Genomic DNA, 18,124 nt, shown 5'->3' on the forward strand with positions numbered 1-18,124 from the left:
GGGCGGTTCATCTGCCGAAGGTGGCGCCTTTCGGCTGCGGTTTCAGGGGTATCCGGGCCGGGAAGACGCTCAGGCGCGATGATAGGGCAGGCCGGCGAGGATGGTGGCAGCGCGGTAGAGCTGTTCGCTCAGCATGGTCCGGGCCAGCATATGGGGCCAGACCATCGGGCCGAAGGACAGCACCGCATCCGCCCGGGCGACCAGCGCCGGATCGAGCCCGTCGGCGCCGCCGATCACGAAGGCCGCATCGCCGCGCCCGGCATCGCGCCAGCGCGCGAGCAGCGCCGCGAGATCGGGCGAGCCGAGGGTCTGGCCGCGCTCGTCGAGGGCGCAAACCGCCGCGCCCTGCGGCACGGCGCGGCTCAGGAGCGCGGCCTCGGCAGCAGCGCCGCCGCCCTTGCGGTCCTCGACCTCGGCAAAGCTCAGCGGGCCGAGGCCAAGGCCCCGGCCGGTCCGGTCGAAGCGGGCGGTGTAATCCTCGATCAGGTCGCGCTCGGGGCCCTTGCGCAGACGCCCCACGGCGCAGACATGAACCCGCATCAGGCCCGGGCGGGGGCCATTGCCGCGGCGGGCATCCACATTTTCTCGAGCTGGTAGAACTCGCGGACCTCGGGGCGGAAGACATGCACGATCACGTCGCCGATATCGACCAGCACCCAGTCGCCCTGATCCTCGCCCTCGATCTTGCAGCTGCGGCCCAGCTCTTCCTTGAGCCGGTCCTTCAGTTTCTGCGCGATGGCAGAGACCTGGCGGGTCGAGCGGCCCGAACAGATGACCATGTAATCGGCCACGCTGGACTTGCCGCGCAGGTCTATCCGGACCACGTCTTCGGCCTTGTCGTCGTCGAGAGAAGCGAGAATGCGTTCGAGGAGCTCTTCGCTCGACACATCCGGAAGCAGCGCGCTCATGGCTGCGTTTGCTGCGGCCCCGTCAAAGGCCACCTCAAGATTGTGAGACAGGACATTGTCCTCCTACGTGGCGCGCCGTCGGTGCCCCGGCGCTGGGCATGAGTCCTATTTAGCATCGGGCGGTTAAAATCTCAATGCGCACGGCAGCCGGACGGCGTTATCGCGCCACGAGATAGGCGACCTCGTTGCGGCGGTTCCAGGGCATGGTGAAGGGATCGTCGTAGAACATCAGCCGTGCGGCGCCGCTCAGGCGCAGCCCCCGCGCCCTGGCCTCGGCCACCAGCTCGCGCCCGGCGGCATTCAGCTTCCCGGCCGTGGCGCGGCCGGAAAAACGCGTCACCAGAAGGGTTTCGGGCGGCAGCCGACGCAGCTTGACCCAGGTTTTCGCGGGTTCGGGCAGGGTTTCGGGAACAGAGCCTTCGGGCATGGTGAAGCGGATCGCCCAGCCCAGATCGGTACGGGTCTGGCCAACCGGAACGGTCATGGCGATCTTCTCGCCTGCGGCATTCTCGCCGAAGATATAATGCGCCAATTCGCTGAAGCCGCGATTGATGGCGCCAAATCGCGTGCCGTCGACAACCACTTCGGCAATGGTGCGCGCAGGGTAATGGCGCAGCTCGAGCGCGCCGGAAAGGCGCTCGGCGGTATAGGGAACTTCCGGGTAGCCGCGATAGGTCTCGGCGCGGGCAAGGCCCCCGGATAACGCAGTGGCCAGGACAAGCCCGGCCAGAAGGACGGAAAGGCGCATCGGTCAGGACTCCTTCGATGATTTCGACGACAGAGACTGGTCGGAAACGGTGTCGGGCAAAGGCTCTGCGGCAAGTCGGCTGCCGGGCAGGACCGTCACCTCGCGCTGCGGGAAGGGAATGGTGACGCCATTGGCCTTGAACGCATCCCAGAGCGCGAGGAACACCGCGCCGCGCACATTGGTCAGGCCCTCGCTCGGATCGACGATCCAGAATCGCAGGATGAAATCGACCGAGCTGTCGCCGAAGCCGACCACATGGCAGACCGGCGGGCGCTCGGCCAGCACCCGGTCGACGCCGGCGGCGGCCTCGATGGCCAGCCTGCGCACCAGATGCGGGTCGTCGCCATAGGAGGTGCCGAAGAAGATGTCGAGCCGGACGAATTCGTTGGAATGGGACCAGTTGACCACCTGGCTGGTGATCAGATCCTCGTTCGGAATGAGGTATTCCTTGCCCTCGCGGGTGACGACCGAGACATAGCGCGCACCAAGCGCGTTGATCCAGCCGAAGGTGTCGCCAAGCGAGATCACGTCGCCGGGCTTTATCGACTTGTCGAGCAGGATGATGACGCCCGAGACAAGGTTCGAGACCACTTTCTGCAAGCCGAAGCCGAGCCCGACGCCGATGGCGCCCGACAACACGGCGAGACCGGTCAGGTCGAACCCGGCCAGCTTGAGCCCGAGGAAGACCGCGGCGCCGTAAAGGCTCATCTGCAGGATCTTGACGATCAGAACCCGCATCGAGGGCGAGATGTCGTCATCGCGCCGGATGCGTGCGGCCGAGGTGGTGGCGATCAGGCGGGCGCCTGTGAAGAGCACGCCGGTCACCACAGCGGCCCTGATCAGGGTCAGCGCCGAAATGTGCAGATCGCCCATGCCGAGCCGGAGCGAATCGAGCAGCGCCGCCGCCTCGTCGTCCAGGCCGATGACGTAAAGCGTGACATAGACCCAGAGCCCCCAGGTCACGAGCCGCCGCAGGAAGGGGTTGCGTACCAGCCGCGCGGCCAGACCGACGAAAAGCCAGGCCGTGGCCAGCGTCGCGCCGATGGCCACCAGATAGCTGCGCGAGGGCCATGTCAGCTCGCGCATCGCCCAGACCGTGATCCAGGCCAGACATACCAGAAGGATGATCCGAAGTCGGCGCAGCAGGATCAGCGCGGTACGGAAACGCCAGATCGGCCAGCCCTCGCGCGCCCGGAGCCAGCCATATAGCCGCCCGTAAAACGCCCAGGTCCCCAGTTGCGCCACTACGAAAAGCCCCAGCAGGATGCCGATCTGATACATCCGCCAGCCCGGGCGGGTTAGGCTCTGTCCGAAGCCCCGGGCCTGCTCGGCCAGCATCTGCAATTCCTGCAGGATCGGGGAGGGATCGCTCTCCATCGGGCCTCCTTTTTTCCTAGCTTAGGTCAGGAGGACAGAAAGCCAAAGGCTTCCCGCAGCGGCTCTCAGGCATGGAGTTCGAGGCCGCACAGGGATCGCAGGCGACCGGGCCTGTCGGGATAGTGCCCTTGCCGCCCTTCGGCATCACGACATGCCGGCACGGAGTCGCAAAGGCGGAAGCCTTGCCCCCGGATGGAAACGCCGGGCCTCGGCGGCATGGGTGGGCGTCGGGCGGGGCAACAGAGATATGGGGCGCACCAGGCTTGAACGACTGCATTCCGTCATCGCCGCAAGATATGCGGCATGCGGCAGAGGATGCATCTACATCGTCAGGATGCCCCTCCGCCCCGACAAGCGCATGCCCTTGATCGACGCGGGGCAAAGGAGTATCCCGCTCTCATGAAACGCGTCTTCGACATGGACGACCGCGCGCGCCTGCCCTGGCGATTCTTCGGCGCGACCCGATCGGTGCTCGCCCGCCTTTGAGGCGGCGTCAGCACCCGTTTCTCCATTTGCCAAGTGACATAGCCGCGGAGAATTCCATGACCGGCAAGACCCTCTATGACAAGCTGTGGGATGCCCACCTGGTCGACCAGGCCGAGGACGGCACCTGCCTTCTGTATATCGACCGCCATCTCGTGCATGAGGTGACGAGCCCGCAGGCCTTCGAAGGGCTGCGGATGACGGGCCGCACCGTGCGCGCGCCCGAAAAGACCATCGCCGTGCCCGATCACAACGTGCCCACCACCGAAGGGCGCGAGACGAAGATCGACAACGAGGAAAGCCGCATCCAGGTCGAGGCGCTCGACAAGAACGCGCGCGATTTCGGCGTTGTCTATTACCCGGTCTCGGATATCCGGCAGGGGATCGTCCACATCGTCGGCCCCGAACAGGGCTGGACCCTGCCCGGCATGACCGTTGTCTGCGGTGACAGCCATACCGCGACCCATGGCGCCTTCGGGGCGCTCGCGCACGGGATCGGCACCTCCGAGGTGGAACATGTTCTGGCCACCCAGACGCTGATCCAAAAGAAATCGAAGAACATGAAGGTCGAGATCACCGGCACGCTGCCGCCGGGCGTCACGGCCAAGGACATCACCCTTGCGGTGATCGGCAAGACCGGAACAGCGGGCGGCACCGGCTATGTCATCGAATATTGCGGCGAGGCGATCCGCGCGCTGTCGATGGAAGGCCGAATGACGGTCTGCAACATGGCGATCGAGGGCGGCGCGCGCGCGGGCCTGATCGCGCCTGACGAAACCACCTTCGAATACGTCAAGGGCCGCCCCCATGCGCCGAAGGGCGCGCAATGGGAAGCCGCGCTTGCCTGGTGGAAGACGCTGAAATCCGACGACGATGCCCATTGGGACAAGGTCATCACGATCCGCGCCGAAGACATCGCCCCCGTGGTGACCTGGGGCACCTCGCCCGAGGACGTGCTGCCGATCACCGGCGCCGTGCCCGCGCCCGAGGACTTCCAGGGCGGCAAGGTCGAGGCCGCGCGCCGCTCGCTCGACTATATGGGGTTGAAACCCGGCACGCCGCTGACCGAGATCAAGGTCGATGCCGTCTTCATCGGCTCCTGCACCAATGGCCGGATCGAGGATCTGCGCGCCGCGGCCGAGATCCTGAAGGGCAAGAAACTGGCGCCGGGCGTGCGCGGCATGGTCGTGCCGGGTTCGGGCCTGGTGCGGGCGCAGGCCGAGGAAGAGGGGCTCGACAAGGTCTTCACCGAGGCGGGCTTCGAATGGCGGCTTGCAGGCTGTTCGATGTGCCTTGGCATGAACCCCGACCAGCTGGCGCCGGGCGAACGCTGTGCCGCCACCTCGAACCGCAACTTCGAGGGCCGCATGGGCCGGGGCGGGCGCACCCATCTGATGAGCCCGGTCATGGCGGCCGCTGCGGCGGTCACGGGACACCTGACCGACGTGCGCGAGCTGCTGGCCGAGACTGTCTGAACAAAAGGCGTCGAAGGCAATGAAGCGCCGGATTCCTCCCAGTTTCAAGGCGGCCCGGGCGGCCGCCGGGCGGGATCCGCGCGTGGGAACCCATCGGTCGCCCTGGCTGTTGATCTGGCGACACAATCTTACATCAAGGAGGTTCCCATGAAAAACTGGCTCATCTACACGCTCATCGGCCTCGCGCTCTTAATCGGCGGAGTGGTGGCGCTGGCCAACCCCTTCGCCGCCACCATCGCGGCAACGCAGATCGTCGGGCTCGTGTTCCTGATTGCCGGTCTGCTCCAGACGATCACGGTGATGCGAGGCGGGCCTGACAGTCACCGCTGGCTCAACGGCTTCGTCGGCATTCTGTTCCTGCTGGCGGGCCTGTCGATCCTGATCAACCCGCTGGTCGGAGCCGCCTGGATGACGCTTCTGCTTGGCCTGCTCTTCATGGCCATGGGCGTCATGCGGGCGATGCTGTCCTTCACCTTCCGCCATACCAACCTGTTCTGGCTGCTGCTTCTGACCGGGGCCGCCTCGGTCCTGATCGGGGTCCTGATCTTCTCGAACTTCTTTGCTGCCGCCACCACGCTTCTGGGGCTGCTGCTGGGGATCGAGCTGATCGTGGACGGGATCGGCCTGATCGCCTTCGGGATCGTCGCGCGGCGGCCGCGCCATGTTGAAACACCTGCCTGACCCTGCCGCCCGCATGCGGCGCGTCCGGCCCTAGGAGACCTGAAACGAATGGATAAATTCGAGAAACTCACCGGTATCGCCGCGCCGCTGCCGCTGGTCAATATCGACACCGACATGATCATCCCCAAGCAATACCTCAAGACGATCAAGCGCGAGGGGCTGGGGGTGAACCTGTTCGACGAGATGCGCTACGATCAGGACGGCAACGAGACCCCCGATTTCGTGCTGAACAAGCCCGCCTATCGCGAGACGCAGATCCTGGTCGCGGGCGACAATTTCGGCTGCGGGTCCTCGCGCGAACACGCCCCCTGGGCGATCAAGGATTTCGGCATCCGCTGCGTGATCGCACCCAGCTTTGCCGACATCTTCTTCAACAACTGCTTCAAGAACGGCATCCTGCCGATCCCGCTGCCGCAGGAGCAGGTCGACATCCTGATGAAGGATGCCGAGAAGGGCGCCAATGCCCGCATGACCATCGACCTCGAGAACCAGACGATCACCACCTCGGACGGGGTCGAGATCGCCTTCGAGGTCGACCCGTTCCGCAAGCATTGCCTGCTGGAGGGGCTCGACGATATCGGCCTGACCCTGAACAAGGCGACCGCCATCGACGGATTCGAGTCGAAGATGGCCCAGGAACGGCCCTGGGTCTGACCCGGATGCGCAGGCCCGCCGCATTGCTGCCGGGCCTGCTTGCCGCCTTTTGCGCCTTTCCGGCCGCCGCCGATCTGCGCGTGGCAAGCTTCAATACAGATCTGTCGCGCAAGGGCCCCGGCCTCATGCTGCGCGACATCCTCTCGGACAAGGACCCGCAGGTGGCGGCCGTGCTCGACGTGATCGCGGCTGCACGCCCCGACATCCTTGCGCTGCAGGGCATCGATTACGATCTCGACGGTCTGGCGCTGACGGCGCTGGCCGAGCGGCTCCGCGCCCGCGATCTCGACTATCCCCATCGCTTGGCGCTGAGACCCAATACCGGCCTGCGCACCGGGCTCGATCTCGATGGCGACGGCCGCGTGGGCGGGCCGGGCGATGCCCAGGGCTTCGGCTATTTCGCCGGGCAGGACGGCATGGCGATCCTGTCGCGCTTTCCCATCCTGACCGATGAGGTCCGCGATTTCTCGGCGATGCTCTGGCGCGACCTGCCCGGCGCGACCCTGCCCGAGATGGACGGCACCCCCTTTCCCTCGGCCGGGGCGCAGGCGGTGCAGCGGCTCTCGACCACCGGGCATTGGGATGTGCCGGTAGATCTGGGCGGCACCGTCCTGCATCTGCTGACCTTCCATGCCAGCCCGCCCGTCTTCGACGGCCCCGAGGACCGGAACGGGCTGAGGAACCGCGACGAGCTTCGGCTCTGGACGCTCTATATCGATGGCGCGCTGGATGTGCCGCCGCCCGAAGGCCCCTTCGTGGTGCTGGGCGATGCCAATCTCGACCCCGAGGATGGCGACGGGCGCAGCGCCGCGATGCGTGCCTTCCTCGCCGATCCGCGCCTGACCGATCCCCGGCCCACGAGCCCGGGCGCCGCCGCGGCCCCGCAGACCGGAGCCAATGCCACCCAGCGGGGCGATCCGGCGCGCGACACCGCCGAATGGGACGATACCCCCGAGGGGGCCGCCCCCGGAAATCTTCGCGTCGATTACGTTCTGCCCTCTTCCGGGATCGAAGTTACCGGCGCGGGCGTCTTCTGGCCCGCCGACGGCCCGCTGGCCGAGACCGTGCGCACCGCCTCGCGCCACCGTCTCGTCTGGGCCGATCTGGCGCTGCCTTGACGCCTCCGGACCGGCCCGCTACCCCACCCATAACCCTTCAAGACAAGGACATCCGCTCATGAGCAACACCCTTCTGATCCTGCCCGGCGACGGCATCGGCCCCGAGGTGATGGCCGAGGTCACCCGGATCATCGACTGGTTCGGGGACAAGCGCGGTCTCAGCTTCGACGTGACCGAGGATCTGGTGGGCGGCGCGGCCTATGACGCCCATGGCATGCCGCTGTCGGACGCCACCATGGCCAAGGCGCAAGAGGTCGACGCGGTCCTGCTGGGCGCCGTCGGCGGCCCGCAATACGACAATCTCGATTTCAGCCTGAAGCCCGAGCGCGGCCTGCTGCGGCTCCGGAAGGAGATGGATCTCTTCGCCAACCTGCGCCCGGCGCAATGCTTCGATGCGCTGGCCGATTTCTCGTCGCTGAAACGCGACGTGGTCTCGGGCCTCAACATCATGATCGTGCGCGAGCTGACCTCGGGCATCTATTTCGGCGAGCCGCGCGGCATCATCGAGGAAGGCGGCCAGCGCGTCGGCCTGAACACCCAGCGCTATACCGAAGCCGAGATCGACCGCGTGGCGCGCTCGGCCTTCGAGCTGGCGAAGAAGCGCGGCAACAAGGTCTGCTCGATGGAGAAGGCCAATGTGATGGAATCGGGCATCCTCTGGCGCGAGGTCGTCCAGAAGGTCCATGACGAAAGCTATCCCGACGTGGAACTGAGCCACATGTATGCCGATGCCGGCGGCATGCAGCTCTGCCGCTGGCCGAAGCAGTTCGACGTGATCCTGACCGACAACCTCTTCGGCGACCTTTTGTCGGACGTGGCCGCGATGCTGACCGGCTCGCTCGGGATGCTGCCCTCGGCAAGCCTCGGCGCGCCGATGGAGAACGGCCGGCCCAAGGCGATGTACGAACCCGTTCACGGCTCGGCCCCCGACATCGCGGGCCAGGGCAAGGCCAACCCCATCGCCTGCATCCTGAGCTTTGCCATGGCGCTGCGCTATTCCTTCGATCAGGGCGCCGAGGCAACCCGTCTGGAAAAGGCGGTCGAGAAGGTGCTGGCCGATGGCGTCCGCACCGCCGACCTGATGCAGTCCGAGGGCGGCACCCCTGTCTCGACCTCTCAGATGGGCGACGCGATCCTCGCCGCGCTTGACGCGAGCCTCTGACCCGACACGGGGCGCGCGCCTGCTTGCGCGCGCCCTGCCCCGCCGCCCCGGGCGCCGCAAATGCGGGCGCAGGGCGGGCATCGCGGCTTCCTGCGCGACGTCTCCCCAGCCTCGCCCGCCCCAGGGCGGGAATCGCGCTGACGGTTCGCGATCTGTGTCCGCTGGAGTGACCTGCCGACGCGCCTCCGCATCCATGAAAATGCGACAGAGATCCTGGTCTTCTACGGCGCAATGCGGCTTGCTGGATCATGCCTCTCCTCATCGGTCAGGGTGAGGGCCTCCTCTTCGCAAGGGCCGGATGGCGCCACGCCCCGCCGCATCGATGCCGGACATCCTGCTGGCCGACCGGGGCTTCGCAACGCCTCCCTGACCGACACCGGCCCCTTCCCGCCTCGGCCCCGGCGCAGCCCTAAACGACCGGTGCACCCCACCGCTGCCCGGGCCGGGGGCGGACCGAACCTGACGGACAGTCATTCGCATCCCGAGCGCGGTAGTGACAGCCCCATGCGCTCGCCTTGGGCGCGCCTCGCCGGACTGCGCGGCGCCCTTTTATTCCAGACAATCCCGGTGCTCCCCGCCGGGCGATGGCGCGGTCGGGCTCCAGGGCAAAGGCCGCATGCGGGTCTTCACGACCCTGGCCGCGTCAGATGCCACCGACCGCGCCTGGCTCGCTCCGGCCCCGGTGCTTCTGCCTCTCGAAGAGACCCCGGAATGAGCTCTTGCCAAAGTCTGCGGACCGCGTTAAGTCCCCCGTCACGCGGTCGGAGTGTAGCTCAGCCTGGTAGAGCACTGTCTTCGGGAGGCAGGGGCCGGAGGTTCGAATCCTCTCACTCCGACCAATAAAATCAGCGGCTTGTAGATTTCCGAAATCTCGCCCTGCAAAGAAACTGCAAATAAACCCCTCATTTCCAGCCGTCCAGGGCCTTCGCGGTAGCTTCCTGGAAGCTCGGGTGATGGTGCAGGTATACCGATTCGAGCGTGGCGACGGTCGTGCCGAAAAAGCCCGCAGCATCCGCCAGCGGGACGCCCTTGTGCATCGCCCATGTCACCGCCGTATGCTTGAGGGTGTGAGGCGTGACATCGGGCAGATCGGCATCGCGGATGACCTTGAAGGCGCTCACCAGAGCGGCGAGCCCTTTCTTGATCCGGTCGAGGTCTTCCAGCGTCGGTTTCCAGCGCTTGATCTCGGCCTGCCATGCCGCATGGAGCGGCTTCGTGGCCGCGTCCCGGGCCGTGCTGACGGCCTTCTCGGCTGCCTTGATCTCCTTCGCCAGATCATCGACCGCCTTCATCTGGGCCGCGGTCGTGACCTGCGTTCCGTCAAGCCAGCCCTCGGCCTCGGTGATGAAATCGCCATAGGGGGCCAGCGCCTCGTCCAGCGGGTCGGGCGGAGCATTCCCGCCGATCACGGCGCGCGGGTTCGCGCCCTCCTTCGGGGAGGTCGGGGTCATGTCGTTCAACCGCCCCTTTCATGAGCCGACCGGAGGATGCCATGAAACTGACGAAGCCGCTGTTCGCCGCACCGCCCGGCGAGATCTATCCGCGCGAGATCCCCGCGGGCGAGCAATGCCCTGCCGCTCTCGAGCAGGCCGCGCGCGAAGCTGGCGCCCTGGACGAGGGGCGCCGCACCCGGAAGACGGCCGATAAATGAGGGCGATCCCGGTTCTGGTGACGCCGCCCGCGGTGCCGGTGGTCTCACTGGAGGAGGCCAAGGCGCATCTGCGGATCGACCATGCCGATCAGGATGCGATGATCGAGGGGCTGGTCCTGGCCGCGACGGCCCATCTCGACGGCTGGCGCGGGGTGCTCGGCCGGGCGATCATGCCTCAGATCTGGCAGGAAACCCATGTCGGGCCGGGCCCCTATCTGCTGGCGATGCCCGATGTGTCCGAGATCACGGCCTCGGCCGGGGGCGCGGTCCGCGTCGAGACGACCGCCCTCGGCCCCCTGGTGACGCTGGCCGAGCCGGTGGAGGCTGTGACGCTGCGCTACACTTGCGGGCTGCCCGCCGCGCAGCTCCGCGCGGCCGAGGTCGCGGTCAAGCTTTACATCGCGCATCTCTATGACGGCTCCGACCTGTCACCGGCCTTCGGCGCGATGATGGAGGCGCTCAGATGGCGCGCGGTCTGACGGTGACCGCACTCGACCAGCGCGTCACCATCGAGCGCGTGTCCCGCGCCCCGGACGGCATGGGCGGCGCCACCGAGACCTGGGCACCCATCACCACGGTCTGGGCGCAGATCCTGCCCGTGCGCGGCACCGAGAAATGGGAGGCGATGCGGGTCTCGCCCGAAGCGCGGATGAAGGTCCGTATCCACTGGCAGGGCGACGCTGCGGGCCAGCCCTTCTGCACCCCCGCCGACCGGCTGGTCTGGCGCGGCCGGACCTACAATATCGACAGCGCTCTGCCCTATGGCGGCCGCGAGCGCTTCATCGAGATCGGGATTTCCGAGGGCGTGTCGTGAAAGTGAAGGTCGAGCTGAGGGGCTTCGAGGCCCTGCAGGACATGCTGCGCGATCTGCTGGCCGATGGCGAGGATGCGCTGCGGGAAACGGCGCGCGAGCTGGCCGAGGATACCGCCGAGATCGCCAGGCGCGAGATGAAGGCCGCCGCCGGGTCGGCGCCGGCCGGGTCCTATCCCCACCAGCAAAGCGGACGGCTGGCGGAGTCGGTCACAGCGACCCACGAGCCCCGCCAGTCCCGCGTCGGGTCGGACGAGATCCACGGCTATCACCTCGAATTCGGCACCGAAAGCATGGAGGCGCGGCCATGGCTGGTGCCGAGCTTCGAAGAGGCCACCGCCAAAGCCGAACAGACGCTGGCCGCGAAACTGCAGGAGAAGATCGGATGATCCCCAATCAGAGAGACGCGATGCTGCGCCGGATGGAAAGCCCCGAACGGCGCCTCGGGCGGCGGATCGGCCTCGGCATCCGCCTGGCTCTGAGCTATGCGCAAACCGTCCTGATCATCGGCGCCTGCCTGAAGTATATGGCGGGCTGAGATGGGCTTCGAGACGGCGGCACAGACCGCCATCTTCGCCGCGCTCGACGGCGCGATGTCCTGCCCGGTCGAGGACACCCCGCCCCCCTTGCCGGAAGGACTGCCCGACAGCGATTTCCCCTATGTGGTGATCGGCGACGACACCCTTGTCGCGGACGAGGCAGACGACGTGATCGGGGCCCAGGCGACGATCACCATCCATTTCTGGTCCCGCGTGCCCGGCAACAAGCAGGTCAAGGCGCTGATGGGCGAGGCCTTCGGGCGTCTGCACCGGGCCGCCCTGACCGCGCCAGGCTTCAAGCTGCTCGATTGCCTGCGCGAGTTTTCCACCGTTTCCGTCGGCCCCGACGGCAAAACCCGGCATGGCGTGCAGCGCTACCGGATCATCATGCACAAGGAGTGAGGCCCCATGGCAACCGCAGGCTTTTCCGGCCGTCAGCTCACCATCGAGTGGGACGGCACCATCATCAAGGGCGTGAAGAACAAGACCGCCAGCTTCTCGCGCGAGGGGATCGACATCACCTCGGACGACGATCAGGGCTTCCAGACCTTCCTTCCCGAACCGGGCGTGATCTCGTCCGAATGGTCGGTCGAGGGCATCACCGGCGACGAGACGCTGATCGCTGCCTGCCTCGCGGGCGCGCCCTACGAGACCCCGCCCGTCACCATCAACCTGCCGACCGGCGGGAAGGTCGAGATCACCATGTTCCTCAGCCAGCTGGAAATCACCGGCAATACCGATGGCGCGTTCGAGTTCAGCGCGACCATGATGTCGAGCGGCATTCCCGTCTACACGCCGGCGGGGGCATGACGATGAAGCGCAGCATGACGGCCCGGCTGGCCGGGGAAGAGATCGAACTGGCTGCGACCTTCAGGGCGGCGGCCGAGATCGGGCAGAAGATCGCGGACCCGCTGCTGATCGCGCGCGAGATTGCGGTGACGGCGATGCTGGAAAGCCAGGGCGTCGAGCGCGAGCCGAAGTTCCGCTTCACCGTCGCCAATATCGCCCCGATCCTGCTGATCGGCGCCCGGGCGGCGGACGACAGGCGCGATCAGGCCGCGATCGAGGAGATTGTCTTCGACGCCGGGTTCTTCGCGGCGGCGGCGGTCGCGCGCGATTACATCAACCTGCTCTGCATCCCGCAGACCGAGGAAAGCGCGCCCGGAGAGGATGCCCCCGCGGGGGAGTGACCTGGGCCGCCTTCGAGAGGCAGGCCTATCAGGCGGCCCGCGACTGGGGCGTTCAGCCCTCTGAATTCTGGGCCATGAGCCCGGCCGAGTGGTGGGCCGAGGCCGATGCGAAGATCCGCGAGAGCCGTGCCGCTGCGGGCGGCCCTCGCGTGAAATGGACCGCCGAGGAGATCGAGCGGGTGAAGCGAGGCGGGCGGACATGACGAAAGTTGCGGCAGTCGAGGCGATCATCAGCGGCGAGGCCGGTTCGCTCAAGGCCAGTATCGCCGAGGCGGTCGGGCTGGTGGGCAAGTTCAAGAATGATGCCGAGAAGTCCGCCCGGGCGATCGAGCGTGCCTATCGACAGCAGGAAAGGAGCATCGATCGCCTGCGCAAGTCACTCGACCCGCTCTATGCCGGCAGCAAGCGCTACGAGAGCGCGCTTGCCCAGCTGGACAAGGCGCTGAAGCACGGGGTCATTTCCCAGACCGAATATAACCGGACCCTCGGCCTGGCCGAGAAGGCCTATCTGAAAGGCGAGAAACAGGCTGCGGCGACCGGAGGTGCCCTTGGGGCGCTGGGGAACATGTCCAGCCAGACCAGGTACCGCATCCAGAACATGGGGTATCAGGTGCAGGACATCGCGGTGCAGCTGCAGATGGGGGCGAAGGCCTCCACGGTCTTCGCTGCCCAGGGCTCGCAGATCGCCTCGATGTTCGGGCCGGTCGGAGCTGTCGTCGGCACGCTGGCGGCGGTCGGGCTGCCACTTCTGTCGATCGCGCTCACCAGCGCCACGAAGGATGGCCGCAAGTTCTCCGAGGTGCTGGACGACCTTGAAAGCTCGGTCGCCGCGCTCGACGCGGTGACGCGCATCTATTCCGCGAAAGGACTGGTCGACCTGAAGGCGAAGTATGGCGAGGTCAATGCCGAGATCCTGACGCTGATCGAGCGTCAGAAACAGGTGGCGATCGCCGATGCCGTGCGCGATGCCGATGCGGCGGCAAAGGGCTTCGCGGACCAGCTCTCCCGGATCTCGGATCTGGTGAGACGCGCCGAGTACCAGTTCTCGCCGATCGAGACGCTGGACGAGAAGTTCGGCCTGACGCTCGGCAAGGCCCAGCAGTTGGTCATCGCGTTCGACCAGCTGGCGGCAGCCAAGACCTTCGAGGACCAGGCCAATTCCATGGCCCGCATCCTGTCGCTGATGGAGGGCACGAAGCTTGAGACCGACGAGGTGTTCAAGCAGTTGGTCCGCGCGGAGGGCGCGATGCGACAGCTGGCCGCCTCTGCCCCTCAGGCGGGCTGGCTTTCTGGCGCCATCGCGGAAGCCAAAGCCCTGGCGCAGGCGCTTGCCGAGGTCGCAAAGAAGCGGCTTGAGGCGGAAGCCAAGCAGAACCTCGACTCGGCCAACAACCCGATCCAGCCCGGCGTGAGCCGAACAAGCAGACCGCGTGCAGCCCCGACCGGCATCGGCGGCGTCGAGTGGGGCACGCCCCCCAAATCGGGCGGCGGCGGCGCGAACAGGACGCAGACTGAACTTGACGCCCTGCGGCAATCGCTGATGACGCAAGAGGAAATGCAGATCGCGAGCTATGACCGCCAACGGGAGACGCTTCTGCAAGCACGCCAGCAGGAGCTTATTGATCAACAGGAATATGATGCGTTGATCGAGCAGACCCGGCAGCAGCACCAGGACCGGATGGCCCAGATCGACGCCTATCGTTATGGCAACGGGCTGCAGATGACCGAGGCCTTCCTTGGCGACATGGCGTCTGCCTTCGCCACCGGCGGCGACAAGATGGTGAAGATCTCCCGGATCTTCGGCGCCGCGCAGGCGCTGATCAGCACCTATGTCGGCGCGGCCGAGGCCTTGAAGCTGCCCTTCCCGGAGAACATCGCCGCCGCCGCGAAAGTGATTGCGACGGGCATGAGCTTCGTCTCGGCGATCAAGAGCGGGTCGAAATCGGCCTCTGGCGCCAGCGGGGCCGCCTCGGCCGGGGCCGCAGCCCAGGCGGCGGCCCCGGCGCCCCAGCGCACCGCCACCATCAATGTGCAGGGCGACGTGATCGGCCGCCAGAGCGGCGAGGCGCTGGTCAAGGCACTGAACGAGGCCTTCGGCGACGGCTATCGCCTCAATCTCGACTGGCAGGGCGCCGCGCGCTGACGGCTAGCGGCACAGGAAGACGTGTTCGCCCTGATACTCGTTGATCTGACGCACGCCCTGATAGACCGCTTCCTTGCCGCAGGTTTCCTTTGCGACGGTGTAGATCGGGCTCTGTTTGTATTTGTCCCCGAGCGCATAGGGGTGGCTCACGACCTTGACCATGTGGCCGTTGTAATCGCTGACCATGGGTTGCGATGCAACGCAGGCGGCGAGAGTGACAGGCAGGGCGAGGATAACAAGGCGCATGAATGGCTCCGATTGTGTCAACACCGGCAGCCTGTCAGCGCAGTGACGGCACCGCAACGGGCGAAGCGCCGCAGAACTGTTAGAGGCGAGCTTGGCGCTATTTCGAGTGGCGGACCACATAGAGCATGATCGCGCCGATGATCAGTCCGGCGGCGGGCATCATGAGGAACGCAAGGGCTTCCGGGGTGGTCATGATTTCAGGCCCTTCGCTGCGTTTGCGTCACTCGGCCGCCATGAGGTGATATGGCCGCACCAGGCAGTCCGCCGGAATGTACCACTCGCTGCTCAGCTTGTGGATCATGTCGACGGTCAGGGACCGCTTGCGGTTCAGCACCTCGGATGCCCGGGGGCGCGAGCCGAACAGGTTCGCAAGGTCGGCCTGGGTGCGCCCGGTCGTTTCCATATGGGCCTTGAGCAGGTCGATGGGCTCCAGCGGCTCGATGGGGAAGTTGCGGTCCTCGTAGGCTTCGATCAGATCGGCGAGAACATCGAAGCGGTCGGCCTCGGGCGTGCCGGGCTCGGGCTGATCTTCGAAATAGCGGGCAATCTCGGAGAGTGCCCATTCGTGGTCGGCTTCGGTGCGGATCGGTCGAACGTCCATCAGATCGTCTCCGGATTGATCTTGTCATAGTCCTTGTGGGTGCCGACGAATTTGATCAGCACCCGGCGAAACGGGTAGGCGACGTGGACGATCAGGCGGTACTTGTTGCCGCCGATATCGAAGATCACGCGGTTGTCGCCCACGAAATCGACCGTGGTCCCGAACGCGGCCTTCACATCGGCAGGACCGGTCCAGTCCGCCCGCGACACAACGGCATGCCACGCCTTCAACGGCACTTCGGCGCGCGGCTCCTTTTGCCAGAAAGTCCGCAGCGTCGATTTCGCGATGATTTGCATGGCTCACGCATTAATTCCCGTATTGGGAACGTACGGGAAGCGGCCGGGGAGGTCAAGAGATTTGTTCCCGAAATGGGATCTTTATGTCCGGTCAGGGCGGATCGCGGCGCCGCAGTCCGTGCGCAACAGGTGAAGCACTGCAGAAATGGAGGAAAGCTCTCCCGTAACCCGGCGCCCCTCACGGAGCACTGACGATCACTTTGCGACGTGCCTACTGATCCTTCTTCAAGCGGAACCTCAATTGCGCCTCGCCGCCTTCTGTCACTTGGACATCAATATCGTCCAAGTCGAATATCTCGGTTGCGTCCACAAACTTCTGCACCGCTTCGATGGTCCTGGCAGATGGGTTCTCTCTGTCTGTCTCATTGGCGAAGGCTTCATTCACGGCGTTGACCAACTCTATAAGCCGTTTGAATCTTGGATCTATCGGAGCTGGGTACTTCTCCTCCAGAGTCGACACGATTTCCGCGTTCATCGAACGGTTGTTCGCCTCGGCCGAGGCCTTCACACGCGCCTTGAGGTCCGGCGGCATCCGCAGGCCATAGGGTGGCTCTTGTTTGGGCGTCGAGTCGGTCATGACTGCTATTTGTAGAGTTGCCGCTTGACAGGCAATGCCTTCTATTAGAAGTTAACTTCTATTAGAAGAGGTGAGCGCATGAAGAATGAACGCCAACGGCCCCCCTTCGGTCTTCGGATGCCTGACGACCTGAAGATGTGGGTGAAGATGAAGGCGCGGATGGAAGGGCGTTCGATGAACAACCTGATCGTCCGCCTGCTGAAGGAAGCGATGGAGAAGGACCATGCAGAGGCTTGAGAACGGAAAGACCGCCGGGGCGGCCACCCCGACGGTCTCAATGAACCCCAACCACTACGAAGGGAGTTTCCCCATGAATATGAACCACGCCCACCCGGAAATCAACCAGCCCCTCGCGGCCCTGACGGCTGGCGCAGAGGTCACCATGTCGTCGCGTGAGATCGCGGAGCTGTCGGAGAAGCGCCACGACCACGTTTTGCGTGACATCGAGAAGATGCTACAAGATATTGCTGACCCCAGATTTGGGGCGAGTGATTTCCTGTCCAACTACACCGACCGCACCGGGCGGAGCCTCAAGGAATACCGCCTGCCGAAGGACCTGACCGTCACGCTGATCAACGGCTACCGGGCCGATCTGCGCTATCGGGTGGTCAAGCGGCTTGAGCAGCTGGAGGAGCAGCGCCACGCCTTGCCGGACCTGTCCGACCCGGTGGTCCTGGTCCACCTCCTCACCGAACACGCCAGCAAGCGGATCGAGGCGGAACAGCGCGCGGTGGCTGCGGAAGCGCAGGCCGATGCGATGCGCTGGGATGTCGAGGCGCACGAGCGGCTGACCAAGGCGGATGGATCGCTGAACGTGACGGAGGCAGCGAAGGCCCTCGGGGTGCGCCCGAAAGACCTGTTCGCGTGGCTTTCGGAGAACGGCTGGCTCTACAAGCGGCCGGGCGCGGCCAGTTGGTTGGGCTACCAGTCGAAATGCAATATGGGACTGCTGGAACACAAGACGACGACGGTCCTGCGCGCGGACGGGTCCGAGAAGATCACGGAACAGGTCCGGGTGACGCCGAAGGGCCTCTCGCGCCTCGCAAAGCTGATCCCCGGCGTCGCGAAGGAGGTGCAGTGATGGATCGTCGCACCTTTCTCACCGCCGCGCCTCTGGCCTCTGTCCCGGCTCTGGCAGCGGGTGCCGCCCCGGCTGATCCGCTTGTTGGCCTGCTGGAAGAATGGCGGCGCGCCCGGAAGGCCATCCACGCGGCGGAAGATGCCAGGCTGGAACATGAATTCGAAGCGGCCGAGGCAAAAGAAGACCATTTCCGCACGCGGATCATGGCAGCGCGGCCGGTTTCCATGGCTGGCGCCGCCGCCCAACTCGACTTCGCTATCGAGGACGAGCTTGTTGGCGGCGAATACTTCGGCGCGGATCGCGTGATGTTCCGCAATCTCAGGGACTTCATGGCCTCTGCTGCGGCCTGAGAGAACGACAGAATGACCACACGGCCCCCTCAT

General features: G+C 65.8%; 27 protein-coding genes and 1 tRNA gene. 19 read left to right on the forward strand and 9 right to left on the reverse strand.

From position 1 onward, the window contains the following. Positions 1–69: 69 nt before the first annotated feature. From rlmH to B5V46_RS17150, 4 genes are all read right to left on the reverse strand, one after another. Entirely contained in the window at positions 70–540 is a 471-nt protein-coding gene (gene rlmH, locus B5V46_RS17135) for a 23S rRNA (pseudouridine(1915)-N(3))-methyltransferase RlmH (protein WP_080618097.1), read from the reverse strand. Further along, on the reverse strand, positions 540–908 hold the full coding sequence (gene rsfS, locus B5V46_RS17140; protein ID WP_080617717.1) for a ribosome silencing factor: 369 nt from the start codon (positions 906–908) through the stop codon (positions 540–542). Before rsfS ends, rlmH begins: the two co-directional genes overlap by 1 nt. Positions 909–1,065: 157 nt before the next feature. Continuing rightward, positions 1,066–1,656 (reverse strand): heme-binding protein, encoded by a 591-nt coding sequence (locus B5V46_RS17145; protein WP_080617718.1) that lies wholly within the window; start codon positions 1,654–1,656, stop codon positions 1,066–1,068. Positions 1,657–1,659: 3 nt separating this feature from the next. Continuing rightward, positions 1,660–3,033, reverse strand: coding sequence for a mechanosensitive ion channel family protein (locus B5V46_RS17150; protein WP_080617719.1), 1,374 nt, complete (start codon positions 3,031–3,033; stop codon positions 1,660–1,662). A 542-nt stretch (positions 3,034–3,575) separates the two neighbouring features. Here B5V46_RS17150 and leuC point away from each other — a divergent pair. From leuC to B5V46_RS17180, 6 genes are all read left to right on the forward strand, one after another. Continuing rightward, positions 3,576–4,991 (forward strand): 3-isopropylmalate dehydratase large subunit, encoded by a 1,416-nt coding sequence (gene leuC, locus B5V46_RS17155; protein WP_080617720.1) that lies wholly within the window; start codon positions 3,576–3,578, stop codon positions 4,989–4,991. A 147-nt stretch (positions 4,992–5,138) separates the two neighbouring features. Then, positions 5,139–5,672, forward strand: coding sequence for an HdeD family acid-resistance protein (locus B5V46_RS17160; RefSeq protein ID WP_080617721.1), 534 nt, complete (start codon positions 5,139–5,141; stop codon positions 5,670–5,672). Between the two features lie 48 nt (positions 5,673–5,720). Continuing rightward, complete coding sequence (gene leuD, locus B5V46_RS17165; RefSeq protein ID WP_080617722.1) at positions 5,721–6,326, forward strand: 3-isopropylmalate dehydratase small subunit; 606 nt, start codon at positions 5,721–5,723, stop codon at positions 6,324–6,326. Positions 6,327–6,331: 5 nt separating this feature from the next. Then, positions 6,332–7,444: an endonuclease/exonuclease/phosphatase family protein gene (locus B5V46_RS17170; RefSeq protein WP_080617723.1), complete on the forward strand. Its 1,113-nt coding sequence runs from the start codon at positions 6,332–6,334 to the stop codon at positions 7,442–7,444. A gap of 58 nt (positions 7,445–7,502) precedes the next feature. Continuing rightward, positions 7,503–8,606, forward strand: coding sequence for a 3-isopropylmalate dehydrogenase (leuB, locus tag B5V46_RS17175; RefSeq protein WP_080617724.1), 1,104 nt, complete (start codon positions 7,503–7,505; stop codon positions 8,604–8,606). Between the two features lie 762 nt (positions 8,607–9,368). Continuing rightward, positions 9,369–9,445 (forward strand) — tRNA-Pro (locus tag B5V46_RS17180). A 63-nt stretch (positions 9,446–9,508) separates the two neighbouring features. Here the strand turns inward: B5V46_RS17180 and B5V46_RS17185 are convergent. Beyond that, positions 9,509–10,057: a hypothetical protein gene (locus B5V46_RS17185; protein ID WP_155774110.1), complete on the reverse strand. Its 549-nt coding sequence runs from the start codon at positions 10,055–10,057 to the stop codon at positions 9,509–9,511. 41 nt (positions 10,058–10,098) lie between these two features. Here B5V46_RS17185 and B5V46_RS20295 point away from each other — a divergent pair, with 41 nt between their 5' ends. The 10 genes from B5V46_RS20295 to B5V46_RS17225 are packed head-to-tail and all read left to right on the forward strand — an operon-like array spanning position 10,099 to position 14,940. After that, positions 10,099–10,257, forward strand: coding sequence for a hypothetical protein (locus B5V46_RS20295; protein ID WP_196774284.1), 159 nt, complete (start codon positions 10,099–10,101; stop codon positions 10,255–10,257). Further along, complete coding sequence (locus B5V46_RS17190) at positions 10,254–10,736, forward strand: head-tail connector protein (protein ID WP_080617726.1); 483 nt, start codon at positions 10,254–10,256, stop codon at positions 10,734–10,736. The genes B5V46_RS20295 and B5V46_RS17190 overlap by 4 nt, the downstream gene beginning before the upstream one ends. After that, a complete protein-coding gene (locus tag B5V46_RS17195) occupies positions 10,721–11,071 on the forward strand; it encodes a phage head closure protein (RefSeq protein ID WP_080617727.1) in 351 nt (116 codons plus the stop codon). Before B5V46_RS17190 ends, B5V46_RS17195 begins: the two co-directional genes overlap by 16 nt. Next, positions 11,068–11,457, forward strand: coding sequence for a hypothetical protein (locus tag B5V46_RS17200; RefSeq protein ID WP_155774111.1), 390 nt, complete (start codon positions 11,068–11,070; stop codon positions 11,455–11,457). Before B5V46_RS17195 ends, B5V46_RS17200 begins: the two co-directional genes overlap by 4 nt. Then, positions 11,454–11,606, forward strand: coding sequence for a hypothetical protein (locus B5V46_RS20015; protein WP_155774112.1), 153 nt, complete (start codon positions 11,454–11,456; stop codon positions 11,604–11,606). Before B5V46_RS17200 ends, B5V46_RS20015 begins: the two co-directional genes overlap by 4 nt. 1 nt (position 11,607) lies before the next feature. Continuing rightward, the gene (locus B5V46_RS17205) at positions 11,608–12,009 is read left to right on the forward strand and encodes a DUF3168 domain-containing protein (RefSeq protein ID WP_080617729.1); all 402 of its coding nucleotides are present in this window, start codon (positions 11,608–11,610) and stop codon (positions 12,007–12,009) included. 6 nt (positions 12,010–12,015) lie between these two features. Next, entirely contained in the window at positions 12,016–12,417 is a 402-nt protein-coding gene (locus B5V46_RS17210; protein ID WP_080614696.1) for a phage tail tube protein, read from the forward strand. Then, positions 12,414–12,797, forward strand: a complete 384-nt coding sequence (locus tag B5V46_RS17215; protein WP_080614697.1) for a hypothetical protein — start codon at positions 12,414–12,416, stop codon at positions 12,795–12,797. Before B5V46_RS17210 ends, B5V46_RS17215 begins: the two co-directional genes overlap by 4 nt. Then, positions 12,794–13,000: a hypothetical protein gene (locus B5V46_RS17220; protein ID WP_080614698.1), complete on the forward strand. Its 207-nt coding sequence runs from the start codon at positions 12,794–12,796 to the stop codon at positions 12,998–13,000. Before B5V46_RS17215 ends, B5V46_RS17220 begins: the two co-directional genes overlap by 4 nt. Continuing rightward, complete coding sequence (locus B5V46_RS17225) at positions 12,997–14,940, forward strand: phage tail length tape measure family protein (RefSeq protein ID WP_196774285.1); 1,944 nt, start codon at positions 12,997–12,999, stop codon at positions 14,938–14,940. Before B5V46_RS17220 ends, B5V46_RS17225 begins: the two co-directional genes overlap by 4 nt. A gap of 3 nt (positions 14,941–14,943) precedes the next feature. Here B5V46_RS17225 and B5V46_RS17230 read toward each other — a convergent pair whose 3' ends face one another. The 4 genes from B5V46_RS17230 to B5V46_RS17245 form a co-directional block, all read right to left on the reverse strand. Next, on the reverse strand, positions 14,944–15,126 hold the full coding sequence (locus B5V46_RS17230) for a hypothetical protein (RefSeq protein WP_080617731.1): 183 nt from the start codon (positions 15,124–15,126) through the stop codon (positions 14,944–14,946). Positions 15,127–15,406: 280 nt separating this feature from the next. After that, positions 15,407–15,787 carry a type II toxin-antitoxin system HigA family antitoxin gene (locus B5V46_RS17235; protein WP_080617732.1) on the reverse strand — a complete coding sequence of 127 codons (381 nt, stop codon included), beginning with the start codon at positions 15,785–15,787 and terminating at the stop codon, positions 15,407–15,409. Next, a complete protein-coding gene (locus B5V46_RS17240) occupies positions 15,787–16,083 on the reverse strand; it encodes a type II toxin-antitoxin system HigB family toxin (protein ID WP_080617733.1) in 297 nt (98 codons plus the stop codon). Before B5V46_RS17240 ends, B5V46_RS17235 begins: the two co-directional genes overlap by 1 nt. 211 nt (positions 16,084–16,294) lie before the next feature. Beyond that, positions 16,295–16,660, reverse strand: coding sequence for an Arc family DNA-binding protein (locus tag B5V46_RS17245; protein WP_080617734.1), 366 nt, complete (start codon positions 16,658–16,660; stop codon positions 16,295–16,297). Between the two features lie 78 nt (positions 16,661–16,738). Between B5V46_RS17245 and B5V46_RS17250 the strand changes: the two genes are divergently transcribed. From B5V46_RS17250 to B5V46_RS17260, 3 genes are read left to right on the forward strand one after another with little or no spacing between them, the layout of a single operon-like run. Further along, a complete protein-coding gene (locus B5V46_RS17250) occupies positions 16,739–16,897 on the forward strand; it encodes an Arc family DNA-binding protein (protein WP_080617735.1) in 159 nt (52 codons plus the stop codon). Continuing rightward, positions 16,884–17,741 (forward strand): phage regulatory protein/antirepressor Ant, encoded by an 858-nt coding sequence (locus tag B5V46_RS17255; RefSeq protein WP_080617736.1) that lies wholly within the window; start codon positions 16,884–16,886, stop codon positions 17,739–17,741. Before B5V46_RS17250 ends, B5V46_RS17255 begins: the two co-directional genes overlap by 14 nt. Then, positions 17,741–18,091, forward strand: a complete 351-nt coding sequence (locus B5V46_RS17260) for a hypothetical protein (protein WP_080614703.1) — start codon at positions 17,741–17,743, stop codon at positions 18,089–18,091. Before B5V46_RS17255 ends, B5V46_RS17260 begins: the two co-directional genes overlap by 1 nt. The last annotated feature ends 33 nt before the right edge of the window (positions 18,092–18,124 follow it).

The organism is Rhodovulum sp. MB263, assembly GCF_002073975.1.
Lineage (GTDB): Bacteria > Pseudomonadota > Alphaproteobacteria > Rhodobacterales > Rhodobacteraceae > Rhodovulum.